13 protein-coding genes are annotated in these 14494 nt (G+C 66.8%); 10 read left to right on the forward strand and 3 right to left on the reverse strand.

The features are described 5' to 3' along the window. Nucleotide 1: 1 nt before the first annotated feature. Nucleotides 2–919: a DMT family transporter gene (locus OCW50_RS07140; protein WP_262296939.1), complete on the reverse strand. Its 918-nt coding sequence runs from the start codon at nt 917–919 to the stop codon at nt 2–4. Between the two features lie 103 nt (nt 920–1022). Here OCW50_RS07140 and OCW50_RS07145 point away from each other — a divergent pair, with 103 nt between their 5' ends. From OCW50_RS07145 to OCW50_RS07165, 5 genes are all read left to right on the forward strand, one after another. After that, nucleotides 1023–2432, forward strand: a complete 1410-nt coding sequence (locus OCW50_RS07145; RefSeq protein ID WP_373371322.1) for an aminotransferase-like domain-containing protein — start codon at nt 1023–1025, stop codon at nt 2430–2432. A 113-nt stretch (nt 2433–2545) separates the two neighbouring features. Beyond that, nucleotides 2546–3019, forward strand: a complete 474-nt coding sequence (locus OCW50_RS07150) for a GFA family protein (RefSeq protein ID WP_262296940.1) — start codon at nt 2546–2548, stop codon at nt 3017–3019. Nucleotides 3020–3359: 340 nt separating this feature from the next. Continuing rightward, complete coding sequence (gene lipA, locus OCW50_RS07155; RefSeq protein WP_262268966.1) at nt 3360–4319, forward strand: lipoyl synthase; 960 nt, start codon at nt 3360–3362, stop codon at nt 4317–4319. 28 nt (nt 4320–4347) lie between these two features. Next, the gene (locus OCW50_RS07160) at nt 4348–4872 is read left to right on the forward strand and encodes a P-loop NTPase family protein (protein WP_262296941.1); all 525 of its coding nucleotides are present in this window, start codon (nt 4348–4350) and stop codon (nt 4870–4872) included. 2 nt (nt 4873–4874) lie between these two features. Beyond that, nucleotides 4875–5357 (forward strand): type II toxin-antitoxin system RatA family toxin, encoded by a 483-nt coding sequence (locus tag OCW50_RS07165; protein WP_262268968.1) that lies wholly within the window; start codon nt 4875–4877, stop codon nt 5355–5357. Here OCW50_RS07165 and OCW50_RS07170 read toward each other — a convergent pair whose 3' ends face one another. Further along, entirely contained in the window at nt 5358–5846 is a 489-nt protein-coding gene (locus OCW50_RS07170) for a CinA family protein (protein WP_262296942.1), read from the reverse strand. It abuts the gene before it with no gap. Further along, on the reverse strand, nt 5843–7036 hold the full coding sequence (locus OCW50_RS07175) for a bifunctional 2-C-methyl-D-erythritol 4-phosphate cytidylyltransferase/2-C-methyl-D-erythritol 2,4-cyclodiphosphate synthase (RefSeq protein WP_262296943.1): 1194 nt from the start codon (nt 7034–7036) through the stop codon (nt 5843–5845). The genes OCW50_RS07170 and OCW50_RS07175 overlap by 4 nt, the downstream gene beginning before the upstream one ends. A 110-nt stretch (nt 7037–7146) precedes the next feature. Between OCW50_RS07175 and dusB the strand changes: the two genes are divergently transcribed. From dusB to ntrX, 5 genes are all read left to right on the forward strand, one after another. Further along, the gene (gene dusB, locus OCW50_RS07180; protein WP_262296944.1) at nt 7147–8166 is read left to right on the forward strand and encodes a tRNA dihydrouridine synthase DusB; all 1020 of its coding nucleotides are present in this window, start codon (nt 7147–7149) and stop codon (nt 8164–8166) included. Beyond that, nucleotides 8163–9266 carry a two-component system sensor histidine kinase NtrB gene (locus tag OCW50_RS07185; RefSeq protein ID WP_262296945.1) on the forward strand — a complete coding sequence of 368 codons (1104 nt, stop codon included), beginning with the start codon at nt 8163–8165 and terminating at the stop codon, nt 9264–9266. The genes dusB and OCW50_RS07185 overlap by 4 nt, the downstream gene beginning before the upstream one ends. Nucleotides 9267–9276: 10 nt before the next feature. Beyond that, nucleotides 9277–10743 (forward strand): nitrogen regulation protein NR(I), encoded by a 1467-nt coding sequence (ntrC, locus tag OCW50_RS07190; RefSeq protein WP_262268973.1) that lies wholly within the window; start codon nt 9277–9279, stop codon nt 10741–10743. 115 nt (nt 10744–10858) lie between these two features. Then, complete coding sequence (locus OCW50_RS07195; protein ID WP_262296946.1) at nt 10859–13090, forward strand: sensor histidine kinase NtrY-like; 2232 nt, start codon at nt 10859–10861, stop codon at nt 13088–13090. Then, complete coding sequence (ntrX, locus tag OCW50_RS07200) at nt 13087–14457, forward strand: nitrogen assimilation response regulator NtrX (protein WP_262268975.1); 1371 nt, start codon at nt 13087–13089, stop codon at nt 14455–14457. Before OCW50_RS07195 ends, ntrX begins: the two co-directional genes overlap by 4 nt. Nucleotides 14458–14494 lie beyond the last annotated feature (37 nt).

The raw sequence follows: 14494 nt of genomic DNA on the forward strand, positions 1-14494 counted from the left end.
GTTAGGAGCGGGTGCCCACCCGGACCTTCGGCAGAAGCGTGACGCCCGCCCTCTCGGGCCTGGCGAATCTCTTCGCGCCGGCCACGCAGCCGATCACCGCGAGCGTGGCGGCGATCATCGACCACCCGACCGTCTCGTGCAGAAGGGCGGCCGCCCAGAGGAGGCCGAGGAACGGCTGCAGGAGCTGCAGCTGCCCCACGCCGGCGATGCCTCCCAGGGCGAGGCCCCGGTACCAGAACACGAAGCCGATCAGCATGGAGAACAGGGACACATAGGCGAGCCCGAGCCATGCCGGGACGCCGATTCCACCCAGGGAGTCGGGCCATGTGAGAAGCGTCAGCGGCCCCGTGACGGGCAGCGACAGGGCCAGCGCCCAGGAAATGACCTGCCATCCGCCGAGCCGCCGCGCCAGCGTCGCGCCTTCGGCGTAGCCGAGCCCGCAGAGAAGAACCGCCCCGACCATCAGCAGATCGCCGGCCGGTGAGGCCGAGAATCCCTGGAGCAGCGAGAACCCGGCCACCATCGCGCCGCCGAGCCCCGAGAAGACCCAGAAGGCCGGCTGCGGCCGCTCGCCCCCCCGCAGCACCCCAAAGACCGCTGTCGCCAGGGGCAGGAGGCCGATGAACACGATCGAATGGGCCGACGTGACATGTCGGAGCGCCAAGGCGGTCAGGAGCGGGAAGCCGATGACGACGCCCAGCGACACGATCCCGAGGGCGGCAAGGTCGGACCGGGCCGGGCGCTTCTGGCGCAGGATCATCAGCAGGGCGGCGCCGAGGAGCCCGGCGATGCAGGCCCGCGCCACGGTCAGGAACAGGGGATCGAAATCCGCCACGGCCACGCGCGTGGCCGGCAGCGAGCCGCTGAAGATCAGCACGCCGACGAAGCCGCTGATCCATCCTGTCTTCGTCCGGTCCATGTCCGTGCCTCCGCGGGATGATCTTCTCGGCTCGATCACATGGTTTTTCCAGGTACGGTCCAGTACAGTTCATCCGAACTGTCATGGTCATGGAGGCAGTACAGTGGATGAGCTCGGAACCAATCGCCCGCCCGGAACCCGGGTGGAGCATGTCATGCAGGCGGTCCGCGCGCGGATCGCAAGCCGGTCCCTGAACCCGGGCGCGAAGCTGCCGTCGATCCGCGCCCTTGCCACGACGATGGGCGTGTCCAAGTCCACAATCGTCGAGGCCTATGACCGGCTGGCGGCGGAAGGCGTCATCCGGTCGAGGCCGGGCTCCGGCTTCTTCAGCGCGGCGGCGCCGCCGCCCCTGTCTCTCGCGGAGCTCGGGCCGCGCCTCGACCGGGCCGTCGACCCGTTCTGGGTGTCGCGACAGTCCCTGGAGGCGGGGCCGGGGATGCTCAAGCCCGGCTGCGGCTGGCTTCCGGCCGAATGGCTGCCCGATGAAGACATCCGCCGCGCCCTCCGCCAGCTCGCCCGGACCAGGGAAACCGCGAAGCTGACCGATTACGGCACGCCGGGAGGACTGGCGCCTTTGCGTCAGCTCCTGTCGCGCCGCATGGCCGAGCAGGGCTTTCATGCCGGTCCGGACCAGATCCTGCTGACCGAATCCGGCACCCAGGCAATCGATCTCGTATGCCGGCTCCTGCTGCAACCGGGCGATGCGGTCCTGGTGGACGATCCCTGCTATTTCAACTTCCTGGCCGTTCTGCGTGCCCATCACGCGAAGATCGTCGGCGTCCCCTATACCCCGGAGGGGCCCGATCTCGTGGCATACGAGACGGCGCTCGCCGAGCACCGGCCCCGCCTCTACATCACCACCTCCGGCCTCCATAACCCGACCGGCGCCACATTGAGAGCCGCGACGGCCCACAAGGTGCTGAAGCTCGCCGAAACCCATGGGGCCCTCATCGTCGAGGACGACATCTTCGCCGATTTCGAAAGGGAGCCGGCGCCGCGGCTCGCCGCTCTCGACGGCCTCGACCGCGTGGTGCGGATCGGGAGCTTCTCCAAAACGCTTTCAGCCTCCTTCCGGTGCGGTTACATCGCGGCCAGGACGGACTGGATCGACAGGCTGGTCGATCTCAGGATCGCCACCGGCTTTGCCAGCAGTCCCTTGTCGCAGGATCTCGTCTTCAGCGTCCTCGGCAGCGGCACCTACCGCAAATACCTGGACGGGCTGCGGGTCCGCCTTGCGAAGGCGAGGACGGACACTCTGCGGCGTCTGCGCGCCCTCGGCATCGAACCGTGGCTGGAACCCGAGGCCGGCATGCTGCTCTGGTGCCGTCTGCCGGATCGCCTGAACGCCGCCGACGTGGCGCGGCACGCGCTTCGGGGCGGCGTGGTGCTCGCGCCCGGCAATGTCTTCAGCCCGGCGCAGACCGCCGCCGATTTCATGCGTTTCAACGTGGCCCAGTGCGGGGACGAGCGCGTGTTCAGGATTCTCGACGGAGCCATGCGGTCCGGGCTCTGAATGCATCCCGGGCGGACGCCGCGGCGCAGCGATCAGCGCTCCGGTCCAGTGGCGTTGACGCCCGCCAGCGATCCGCAGCAATCTTGCCCTCCAGCTCTGAAGAGGAGGGGGACATGGCGGGTTCGGATAACCGGCACGAGGGCCGGTGCCGGTGCGGTCGGGTCAGGTTTCGTGTCGATGGGCATCCCATCATCGCCATGGCCTGTCATTGCGAGGGTTGCCAACGCATGACCGCGAGCGCCTTCTCGCTGAGCGTCCTTTATCCGAGCGACCGGTTTGCCGTGCTGCAGGGCGAGCCCGTGATCGGCGGACTGCACGGTGCCACGCGGCACTTCTTCTGCCCGCACTGCATGAGCTGGCTCTTCACCCGGCCCGAGGGCATGGACGAGTTCGTCAACGTCCGCACCGCGATGCTCGAAGACCCGGGCCGGTTCCCGCCGTTCATCGAGACCTATACGAGCGAGAAGCTCCCATGGGCCACCACACCGGCCCTGCACAGCTTCGAGAGCCTGCCGCCGATGGAGCGCTATCCCGAGCTGGCGGCCGAGTTCGCGTCGCGGGTCGGCCCGGCCACGGGCGGGGTGTGATCCTCCTCCCTCATCCCGCCGCGTCGCTGACGCCCCTCACGTCCTGACGCCCTCCGCACGTCATGGCCGGCCATCCCGATCCGAGAAACGCCGCCGCCACGGAAGGGAGATCACCGGCGTGATGACGTGGAGCTGATCATGTCCGAAGAGCTCGATCCGGAACGGCACGGAGCGGCGCAGCGGCGGCATCCCCGCGAGCTCGTCGATGGCGGGAAACCCCGGTCACGATGCAACGATAGGGCAGGCCTGCCATCTGAGCATTTGCGAATGTCCGCCGGACGTCTTAAATCAGCGGCAGATCAGGAAGGGCAGGGTTCCCTCGCCCAGGGATTGTAGCTTCATGGCCGTCGTTCTCGACCTCCTCAACAAGGACCAACGCCCCCGCCATCCGGAAAAGGCGCATCGGCCGGACCAGCCCGTTCAGCAGCGCAAGCCCGAATGGATTCGCGTGAAGGCTCCCGGTTCGCCGAAATGGGCCGAGACCAACCGGATCGTGCGCGAGAACAAGCTCGTCACCGTCTGCGAGGAGGCCGGCTGCCCCAATATCGGCGAATGCTGGGAGAAGAAGCACGCCACCTTCATGATCATGGGCGACACCTGCACCCGGGCCTGCGCGTTCTGCAACGTGAAGACCGGCCTGCCGCAGGCCCTCGACCGGAACGAGCCCGAGAGCGTCGCCAAGGCCGTGGAGAAGCTCGGCCTGGAGCATGTGGTCATCACGTCCGTGGACCGTGACGACCTGGCGGACGGCGGCGCGCAGCATTTCGCCGACGTGATCCGGGCCATCCGGGCCCGTTCGCCGAAGACCACCATCGAGATCCTGACGCCCGACTTCCTCCGCAAGCCCGGCGCACTCGAGATCGTGGTGGCGGCCAAGCCCGACGTGTTCAACCACAACCTCGAGACCGTGCCGTCCAAGTACCTGAAGGTCCGGCCCGGGGCCCGCTACTTCCACTCCATCCGCCTGCTGCAGCAGGTGAAGGAGCTCGATCCGACGATCTTCACCAAATCCGGCATCATGGTCGGCCTGGGCGAGGAGCGGAACGAGGTTCTCCAGCTCATGGACGATCTTCGCTCTGCCGATGTGGACTTCATGACCATCGGCCAATACCTCCAGCCCACCAAGAAGCACCATCCGGTGATTCGCTTCGTGACGCCCGACGAATTCAAGGCCTTTGAAACCACGGCCTATGCCAAGGGTTTCCTCCTCGTCTCCTCGACCCCGCTGACGCGCTCGTCGCACCACGCGGGAGAGGATTTTGCCAAGCTGAAGGCGGCTCGTCTGGCGAAGCTCGGCTGAAACCTGACGGACACGGTTCGGACTTGGCATGCAGCGCATCTTGGTGATCGGCAGCCCGGGCGCGGGCAAGAGCACCCTGGCGAGCCGTCTCGCAGGGCGCCTCGATCTGCCGCTGATCCACCTCGACCGGGAGTATTTCGGCCCCGGCTGGACCGTGCCCGACAGGGCCGAATGGCGTGAGCGGGTGAAGACCCTCGCGGCCCGGCCGGCCTGGGTCATGGACGGCAACTACGCCAGCACCTTCGATATTCGTGTTCCCCGGGCGACCGCCATCGTCTGGCTCGACCTGCCGCGCTGGCGATGCGCGTCGAGCGTTCTCTGGCGGGTGGCGAGGAACTACGGTCGCTCCCGGACCGATCTGGGCGACGCGGGGCCGGAACGGTTCGACTGGTCCTTCATGCGCTGGATCTGGTCCTACCCGCGACGGATGCGGCCGAAAACAGCCCGGATGCTGGAGCGTCTTCGCCCCGATCAGCAGGTTTACGTCCTGCGCTCCCGCTCCGAGATCCCGGCCCTCGAGGCCACGCTTGCAACCGTCAAAGAGGCCGCCTGAGCATGCCGACCTTTCGCACCACGCGCACCGTCCAGCATACGCCGGCTCAGATGTTCGCCCTGGTGGCCGATGTGGAGCGCTATCCGGAATTCGTGCCGCTCTGCGAAGAATTGCGGGTCATGCGCCGGGTCCAGAGCGGGGAGGGCATCGAGTCGCTCGTCGCCACGATGTCGGTGGGCTACAAGGCCATCCGGGAAACCTTCACCACCCGGGTGACCCTCGACGATCCCCGTCGGAAGATCACGGTCGAGTACGTGGACGGGCCCTTCAAGTATCTCGAGAACCGCTGGACGTTCCGCGAGGCGCCGGGCGGCTGCGAGGTGGATTTCTACATCAACTACGAGTTCAAGAGCTTCGCGCTGGGGCTTCTCATGGGCAGCGTCTTCGACAAGGCCTTCCGCAAGTTCACCGAAGCCTTCGAGGAGCGGGCGGACGAGATCTACGGCGCGCCGCCCGCGTCCCGGGCCGGGGCCAAGACCGCCTGATCAGCGAAGAACCTGCTCGAGCAGGGACAGGGCGTCCTCGACGGCCCGACGACGCACAATCTCCCGGCCGAGGTCGCCGTAGCGGCGCTCGAGGTGCACCGTCCCGGCCCCCTTACGGGCGAGGCCGAAATGCACCAGACCGACCGGCTTCGCGGCCGTCCCGCCGGTCGGGCCGGCAACCCCCGTGATGCCCAAAGCCACGTCGGCGCGCGAATGGGCGAGGGCGCCCTTCGCCATGGACCGGGCGACCTTTTCGCTGACGGCGCCCTCGGAGACGATCAGTTCGGCCGGGACCCCAATCAGCTCCGTCTTCGCCTCGTTGGAATAGGTCACGAAGCCACGCTCCACCACAGCGGAAGAGCCCGAGATCTCCGTCAGCAACGCCGCCACGAGGCCTCCGGTGCAGGATTCCGCCGTGGCGATCTTCAGGCCCCGCCGGCGATAGGCCTCGAGGAGCGCTGCGGCGCGGTTCACCAATTCAGGGGTCATGGACTTGTCTCCGGCAGGCGGATCGTGGCGGCCGCCTGCGCGGCAATGCCCTCGCGGCGGCCCGTAAAGCCTAGTTTCTCGGTGGTCGTCGCCTTGAGCGAGACCTGGTCGACGCGCAGGCCGGCGATTTCCGCGATCCTCTGCCGCATCTCCTCCCGATGGGGGCCGAGCCGCGGTAGCTCGCAGAGCAGGGTCGCGTCGAGATGATCGACCATCCCGCCCCGACGGCGGACGAGCTCCACCGCATGGGAGAGGAACCGGTCGGAGGAGGCGCCGCGCCATTGCGGATCGCTCGGCGGGAAGTGGGTGCCGATGTCCCCGTCGGCCAGGGCGCCGAGGACAGCGTCCGTCAGGGCATGAAGGATCACGTCGCCGTCCGAATGGGCGACCACCCCGCGGTCGTGAGGAACCTTGACTCCGCCGAGCCAGACATGGTCGCCGTCGCCGAAGGCATGCACGTCGAAGCCGGTGCCAAGGCGGGTCAGGTATGGGGTGTCTCGGCTTGTCATGCGCCGCTCGGCCTCTTGGAAATCGCCAGGATGGGTCAGTTTGGCATTGCCCGCTTCCCCCTCGAAAACGTGAACCGTCAGCCCGGCCCATTCCGCCAGGGCGCCATCGTCGGTGAAACCATGAAGGCCCGAGGCCGCCGCGTTGCGGTGTGCGTCGAGGAGGAGCGGAAACTTGAAGGATTGCGGGGTCTGCACCGCCCTGAGCGCCGACCGATCCGGGGTGGAGACCACCTCGGACCGATCCCCGACGATCTTGATCGTATCCGTGACCGGAATCCCCGGAACGGCCGCATCCCAGAGGAGGCCAGCCTCGATGGCTCTGTCGATCAGGTCAGGGCTCGCGAAGGGGCGGGCCGCATCGTGCACGAGGACGATCTCGGGGTCCGAAGCCGCCAGCGCGTCCAATCCGCTGCGAACCGAATCCTGCCGCGTCGCGCCGCCATGGACGCATGGCAGGAGTGCCGGTGTGACGGATGGCAAACCCCGGACCGCTGCCTCATAAAGCGCCTGGTCGTCAGGATGGATCACGACGACGGCCCGGGCGATCCGCGGGTGGGAAGCAAAGGCGAGGAGCGTTCTTGCGAGGACGGATTGCCCGTGCACCAGGCGGTACTGCTTCGGGATTCCTTCCCCGGCTCTCGATCCACGGCCTGCGGCAACGATGAGGGCGGCAACTGACATCCGGGCGAGATCTCCGCGACGAACGTTCTCCTAAGCGCGAGGGGCCGGGAAAGCAAATCCCCGTGAGAGGGGCTTGCACCGGCGGGCGAAATGGCTATTGATTAGGCACAATGAGTTTTGATCAAAAATTAGGCGCAAGCGGCTTTCACATCGGTCCGGTTCGGGTCGAGAGGGCGGCCATTCTCGCACCCTTGTCCGGAGTGACCGATGTCGCATTCAGGCGCATCGCCAAGCGTCTGGGGGCCGGGCTCGTCGTATCCGAGATGGTGGCGTCGGACGAGCTGGTGCAAGGCTCCGAGGAGGCGCAGCTCCGGGCGGAAGGCGCCGGGATCGAGCCTCACGTCGTGCAGCTGGCCGGCTGTGAGCCGCGCTGGATGGCGGAGGCCGCCCGGGTGGCCGAGGCCGCGGGAGCGCGGATCATCGACATCAACATGGGCTGCCCGGCCAAGCGCGTGATCGGCGGCTTCGCGGGATCGGCCCTCATGCGGGATCTCGATCACGCTGCCCGGCTCATCGACGCGACCGTCACGGCCGCGAGCGTTCCCGTGACCGTCAAGATGCGGCTCGGCTGGGATCAGGGCGCGATCAACGCTCCCGACCTCGCCCGCAGGGCCGAGGCCTTGGGCGTCAAAGCCGTGACCGTGCACGGCCGGACGCGCCAGCAGTTCTACAAGGGGCAGGCCGACTGGACGGCCATCGCGGACGTCGTCGATGCGGTGAGCATTCCTGTCATCGCCAACGGCGATGTCGGGTCGCTCGACGATGCCCGGCGCTGCCTGTCGGCCTCGGGTGCGGCGGCCGTGATGGTAGGGCGCTCCGCGGTTGGAAGGCCCTGGCTCGTGGGCCAGATCGGCGCCGCCCTCCAGGGCGTGACCGTACCCGATCCGTCCCCGGAGGACATGACCGAAATCGCCCTCGAACATTATGCGGGGCTGCTGTCGCTCTATGGCGAGAAGGTCGGCGTGCGGCATGCCCGCAAGCACCTGGCCGCCTATGCCGACGCGGCCGCCGCCGCTGGCTTTCCCGTCGCGCCGGGGCTTCGTGCGGCTCTGGTGACCTCCGAGGAGCCCAGGACCGTGCTTGCGCTGCTGAGCTCGCTTTACGGGCAGCGGGGCCGGGAGGCGGCATGACGGTGGCGGCCATCAACGACCTGATCATGAACGCGCTTCCGATTCCGGTTCTGACCGTCGGGCCGGAGCACCGGATCGTCCATGCCAATGCGGCGGCCGAGTCGTTCTTCGAGATGAGCCTGCGCATGATGCTGCGCCAGAAGCTCGGCGACCTGCTGCCCTTCGGCTCGCCCGTGATGGCGCTGGTGGAGGATGTCCGCCAGCGGGGCTCCAGCGTCAGCGAGCACCGGGTCGACATCGGCAGCCCGCGCCTGGGCGCGGAACGCATCGTGGACGTTTCGGCCAGCCCGCTCGGCGATGAGGCCGACAGCGTGATCCTCATGCTCCAGGAGCGGACGATCGCCGACAAGATGAACCGCCAGCTGACCCACCGTGGAGCCGCCCGGTCGATCACCGCGCTCGGGGCCTTGCTGGCGCACGAGATCAAGAATCCGCTCTCCGGCATTCGCGGCGCGGCACAGCTCCTCGAGCAATCCGCCAGCGAGGACGACCGCCTGCTGACGCGCCTCATCTGCGACGAGACCGACCGGATCGTGAAGCTCGTGGAGCGCATGGAGCTGTTCGGCGAAGAGAGGCCGGTGGAGCGGGGGCCGGTGAATATCCATGGGGTGCTCGACCACGTGAAGCGCCTCGCCCAGTCCGGCTTTGCACGGCACATCCGTTTCGTCGAAAACTACGACCCGTCCCTTCCACCCGTGCTCGGCAACAGGGATCAGCTGATCCAAGTCATCCTGAACCTGGTGAAGAATGCCGCCGAGGCCGTCGGCATCGATGCCCCGGACGGGGAGATCGTGTTGTCGACAGCCTTCCGGACCGGGGTGCGGCTCCAGGTCCCGGGCTCCCAGGAGCGGGTCAGCCTGCCCATCGAGCTCGGCGTCATCGACAATGGTCCCGGCATTCCCCCGGAACTGATGAGCGATCTGTTCGATCCTTTCGTCACGACGAAGGTCCAGGGCAGCGGCCTCGGTCTCGCGCTGGTGGCGAAAATCGTCGGGGATCATGGCGGCATTGTCGAATGCGAGCCCGCGCCGAGACGAACCACATTCAGAATCCTCCTGCCCATGCACCGCGCCGACGACGGGCGCGGATCCGATTTGTGAGACATATGCGATGCCGAGCGGACAGATCCTTCTCGCCGATGACGATGCAGCCATTCGGACCGTCCTGAACCAGGCCCTGTCGCGGGCCGGGTACGAGGTTCGCTCCACCAGCAACGCCGCAACCCTCTGGCGGTGGGTGTCCCAGGGGGAGGGCGACCTCGTCATCACGGACGTGATGATGCCCGACGAGAACGCCTTCGACCTTCTGCCCCGCATCAAGAAGATGCGGCCGGACCTGCCGATCATCGTCATGAGCGCTCAGAACACCTTCATGACGGCCATCAAGGCCTCGGAGCGCGGAGCGTACGAGTACCTTCCGAAGCCCTTCGACCTCAAGGAACTCGTGGCGGTCGTCGGCCGGGCGCTGTCCCGGCCCCGGAACGTGCCCACGGGGGCCGGCCCGTCGCCCGAGAACGAGGACATCCCGCTCGTGGGCCGTTCGCACGCGATGCAGGAGATCTACCGGGCGCTCGCCCGTCTCATGCCCACGGACCTAACCGTCATGATCACGGGCGAGTCCGGCACCGGCAAGGAACTCGTCGCGAAGGCGCTGCACGATTACGGCAAGCGCCGGCAGGGCCCGTTCGTGGCCGTGAACATGGCGGCGATTCCCCGCGAGCTGATCGAATCCGAGCTTTTCGGTCACGAGAAGGGCGCCTTCACCGGCGCGACCGCCCGCAGCACCGGGCGATTCGAGCAGGCCGAGGGCGGCACCCTGTTCCTCGACGAGATCGGCGACATGCCCATGGAGGCCCAGACGCGCCTCCTGCGGGTCCTTCAGCAGGGCGAATACACGACGGTCGGCGGCAGGGTTCCGATCAAGACCAACGTCCGGATCGTGGCCGCCACGAACAAGGACCTGCGCGTGCTGATCCAGCAGGGCCTGTTCCGGGAGGATCTCTATTTCCGCCTCAACGTGGTTCCCCTGCGCCTCCCGCCCCTGCGCGAGCGCGTCGAGGACATTCCGGACCTGGCGCGTCACTTCTTCATGCTGGTGGAGAAGGAGGGGCTCGCCCGCAAGCAGCTCGACGCGGAGGCCATGGACCGGCTGAAACGGTACCGCTGGCCGGGCAACGTGCGCGAGCTCGAGAATCTCGTGCGGCGCTTGGCCGCCCTCTATCCGCAGGATACGATCACCGGCGCGATCATCGACGCGGAACTCGACTCGCAGCCGCTGCTGACGCCGCAGCCTGTCGGGAAGGTCTCCCAGGCATCCCAGCAGGGTTCGGAGGGGCTGTCGGAAGCCGTGGAACGGCACTTGAACGAGTATTTCTCCGGCTTCCGAGACACGCTTCCGCCTCCGGGCCTCTATCACCGCATCCTGCGCGAAATCGAAGGTCCCCTGATCGGAGCGGCCCTGGCGGCCACGCGCGGGAACCAGATCCGGGCGGCCGAGCTTCTCGGGGTCAACCGCAATACCCTGCGCAAGAAGGTGAGGGATCTCGAGCTCATGGTGGTGCGGTCCAACCGCGGCTGAGCCTTCCCGGCTGTAATAATTTGACCACAGTGTTGTGTTGGTGCATCACCCAATGACAGGGTGCTGAACCGAAAGCACCCCTTGGGGGCCTCGGATCTTGACCGACCAGAGCACGATGGAACAACACCGTTCGTCCGAGACGGGCCACAACTGGCTGATCTGGGTCGGTTACGTCGCCGTGCCGACGGCGCTCGCTTCGGCGCTGGTCACGTTCTTGATCCTGGCGGGTGCGACGCCGATCCCTCCGACGAACAGCATCGTGCAATGGGTCTTCATCCTCAACGGCGTCCTCATTGCCCTGCTGCTCGGGATCGTTGCCTGGCAGTCCCAGAAGCTCATCCGGGCAAGGATCCAGGGAGCGGCCGCCGCGGGCCTTCATGTTCGGATCGTGGGACTTTTCACCCTCGTGGCCGGGGTGCCGGCCATTCTCATCGCTGGCGCGGCCTCGGTCTCGTTCGAACGTGGCCTCGACTCGCGATTGACGAGCAACATCAAGGATTTGATGACGAACACGGTCGCGATTGCCTATTCGTACCGTGAGATTCAATGCCGGACCCTTGCCCGCGAAACGCAACTCCTGGCCGCGGACCTGAGTCGCGCGATTGCGTTCTACAACACCGATCGCAACTTTTTCCGCGACTTCATGAGCTCGCGCGCCCGCTTTCTCGGCCTGCCTGTCGCAATGGTCGTGGAGCCTAACGGCACGGTTCTGGAGAGAGCCCTCGGCAAGCCGCTTCCGGATCTTCCCGAGCCCACGCCGGCGGATATCGAGGATGCCAACACGCAAGAAGCTCTCTGCCTACTCCCCGGCACAGGCAACATCCTGCGATCTGTCCTCAAGCTCAACGACGGAAGCAATCGAACTCTTTATGTGGCTCGCGAGGTCGACCGCCAGGCGATCGAATTCCCGGCAGTGGCCGAAAACGGCGTGGCCTTTTACGCGGCGCTCGACCAGCGAAAGGCCGGGCTTCAATTCGCCTTCGCGTCCATGTTCACGCTGATCGCCCTGATCGTGCTGCTGTCTGCGGTCTGGTTCGGGCTCAACTTCGCCAACCGCCTCGTCGCTCCCATCCGGCGCCTCATCCATGCGACCGACCAGGTGGCGACCGGCAACTTCTACGTCCAGGTTCCGGTTCGCCGGGGGGAGGGCGATCTCGGACATCTGGGCGAGACCTTCAACAAGATGACCTCCGAACTGCGCCGCCAGCATGATGGCCTGACGGCCGCCAGCGACCTCATGGATCGGCGGCGGCGATTCACCGAGGCGGTTCTGGCCGGCGTGTCGGCTGGCGTCATCGGCGTCAACGCCCGGGGCCATATCACCATCGTCAATCCCTCGACCGAGGCCCTGCTCGGCACGTCCCACAAGGAATTGCTCGGCCAGCCGATCACAACCGTTCTGCCGGAGGTCGCCTCCCTGGTCGAGGAGATGAACCAGGGGCGCCAGCGCCTGATGCAGCAGCAGATTCACATCTCCCGGAAGGGCAGGGAGCGCACCATCGATGTTCGCGTGACCAGCGAACAGGCGCGCGGAGGCCTGCGGGATCTCGTCATCACCCTCGACGACATCACGGATCTCGTGGTCGCGCAGCGCACCTCGGCCTGGGCCGACGTGGCGCGGCGCATCGCCCATGAGATCAAGAATCCCCTGACGCCGATCCAGCTCTCGGCAGAGCGCATCCGCCGCAAGTACGGCAAGGTGATCACGACGGACCGGGAAGTGTTCGATCAGTGCACGGATACCATCGTGCGGCAGGTCGACGACATCAAGCGGATGGTCGACGAGTTCTCGTCCTTCGCCCGCATGCCCAAGCCCACCATCGGCGACGAGGACCTGACGGAGACGATCCGGCAGGTGGTCTTCATGATGAAGATCGCCCATCCGGAGATCGCGTTCATCGATCAGGTTCCGGCCGGCTCCCTGATCGCTCCCTTCGATCGAAGGCTCGTGTCGCAGGCGGTGACGAACATCGTCAAGAATGCAACGGAAGCGATCGCCGCGGTGCCGGAAGCCGAGCGGGGCCAAGGGCAGATTTCGGTGCTGCTCGACGACACCCACCCGGATTATCTGATCCTGGCGATCACGGACAACGGCAAGGGGTTTCCCGTGGAAGGCCGCCAGCGCCTCCTCGAGCCCTATATGACGACGCGCGAGGGCGGAACCGGACTGGGCCTGCCGATCGTTGCCAAGATTCTGGAAGACCATGGAGGTGGCATGGAACTGGCCGACAACCCCGCAGGCAGGGGCGGGCAGGTTCGCATGTGGATCCCCAAGACGAAGCACGTTGCATCGGAAGAGGCATCGGCCGCTTCCAGCCGAAATGACTCTCGCAGGGCAAGCCTATGAGCGCTGATATTCTCGTCGTCGACGACGAAGTCGACATTCGTGAGCTGGTGGCCGGCATTCTCGAGGATGAAGGACACCGGACCCGGACGGCCGGCACGTCCGACGACGCCCTGGCGGCCATCGAAACGCGGCGCCCCCACCTGGTCTTCCTCGACATCTGGCTTCAGGGAAGCCGGCTCGACGGGTTGCAGGTGCTGGAGATCATCAAGTCCCAGCACCCGGATCTGCCCGTTGTGATGATCTCCGGACACGGCAACATCGAGACGGCCGTTTCGGCCATCAAGGCCGGGGCCTACGACTTCATCGAGAAGCCCTTCAAGGCCGACCGGCTCGTCCTCGTGGCCGAGCGGGCCCTGGAGGCCTCGCGCCTGAAGCGCGAAGTCCGCGACCTGCGCTCGCGTTCGGTTCAGGCGAGCCGAATCGCCGGCCGGTCGATCGTCATCAACCAGCTCCGCCAGGCGGTGGAGCGGGCCGCGCCGACCAATGCGCGCATTCTGATCACCGGAGCGCCCGGCTCGGGCAAGGAGCTGACCGCCAGGACGGTTCACGGCCTGTCCACCCGCGCCAACGGTCCGTTCGTCGTTCTCTCCGCCGCGACGATCACGCCCGACACCATGGAAGCGGAGCTTTTCGGTACGGAAGGCGGCGAGGGCGGAGGACGCCGTGTCGGAGCCCTGGAGGAGGCCCATGGGGGCACCCTCTACATCGACGAGATCGCCGACATGCCGCGCGAGACGCAGAACCGCATCCTGCGTGTCCTGGTCGACCAGAACTTCCAGCGCGTCGGCGGAACGACCCGGGTTCATGTGGATGTGCGCATCGTGTCCTCGTCCAGCCGCGACCTGCCTGGAGCCATCGCGGCAGGCCAGTTCCGCGAGGATCTCTTCCACCGGCTCGGCGTGATCCCGATTCGCGTGCCGTCCCTGGCGGAGCGGCGCGAGGACGTGCCCGAGCTGATCGAGTTCTTCATGGAGCAGATCTCGTCCACGACCGGCCTCCCGAAACGGCGCATCGCCGAGGACGCCATGGCGGTCCTCCAGTCGCACGACTGGCCCGGCAACGTGCGACAGCTCCGCAACAATGTCGAGCGGCTGATGATTCTCACCTCCGGCGATCCCGACGCCGAGATCACGGCCGACATGCTGCCATCCGAGATCGGCGCCCTCGTGCCAAGCACTCCGGGCGGGGCAGGGGGAGAGAAGCTCATGAGCCTGCCCCTCCGGGAGGCGCGCGAGATCTTCGAACGCGAGTATCTCCTGGCGCAGATCGCGCGCTTCAGCGGCAACATCTCGAGAACGGCGGAGTTCATCGGCATGGAGCGCTCGGCGCTGCACCGGAAGCTGAAATCCCTCGGAATCGGAGGATAGGGGTTCTCCGGTACCGGGCGGGACAGGGTTCTGCAGG

Origin of the sequence: Microvirga sesbaniae, assembly GCF_025460805.1 — a bacterium.
Lineage (GTDB): Bacteria > Pseudomonadota > Alphaproteobacteria > Rhizobiales > Beijerinckiaceae > Microvirga > Microvirga sesbaniae.

What these genes read in the sequence shown, in the direction of transcription:
- OCW50_RS07195 (WP_262296946.1), top strand. Translation starts at nt 10,859, where the DNA reads ATGGAACAACACCGTTCGTCCGAGACGGGCCACAACTGGCTGATCTGG.
- lipA (WP_262268966.1), top strand. Translation starts at nt 3,360, where the DNA reads ATGGCCGTCGTTCTCGACCTCCTCAACAAGGACCAACGCCCCCGCCAT.
- OCW50_RS07170 (WP_262296942.1), bottom strand. Translation starts at nt 5,846, where the DNA reads ATGACCCCTGAATTGGTGAACCGCGCCGCAGCGCTCCTCGAGGCCTAT.
- ntrC (WP_262268973.1), top strand. Translation starts at nt 9,277, where the DNA reads ATGCCGAGCGGACAGATCCTTCTCGCCGATGACGATGCAGCCATTCGG.
- OCW50_RS07175 (WP_262296943.1), bottom strand. Translation starts at nt 7,036, where the DNA reads ATGTCAGTTGCCGCCCTCATCGTTGCCGCAGGCCGTGGATCGAGAGCC.
- ntrX (WP_262268975.1), top strand. Translation starts at nt 13,087, where the DNA reads ATGAGCGCTGATATTCTCGTCGTCGACGACGAAGTCGACATTCGTGAG.
- OCW50_RS07140 (WP_262296939.1), bottom strand. Translation starts at nt 919, where the DNA reads ATGGACCGGACGAAGACAGGATGGATCAGCGGCTTCGTCGGCGTGCTG.
- OCW50_RS07165 (WP_262268968.1), top strand. Translation starts at nt 4,875, where the DNA reads ATGCCGACCTTTCGCACCACGCGCACCGTCCAGCATACGCCGGCTCAG.
- OCW50_RS07185 (WP_262296945.1), top strand. Translation starts at nt 8,163, where the DNA reads ATGACGGTGGCGGCCATCAACGACCTGATCATGAACGCGCTTCCGATT.
- OCW50_RS07150 (WP_262296940.1), top strand. Translation starts at nt 2,546, where the DNA reads ATGGCGGGTTCGGATAACCGGCACGAGGGCCGGTGCCGGTGCGGTCGG.
- dusB (WP_262296944.1), top strand. Translation starts at nt 7,147, where the DNA reads ATGAGTTTTGATCAAAAATTAGGCGCAAGCGGCTTTCACATCGGTCCG.
- OCW50_RS07160 (WP_262296941.1), top strand. Translation starts at nt 4,348, where the DNA reads ATGCAGCGCATCTTGGTGATCGGCAGCCCGGGCGCGGGCAAGAGCACC.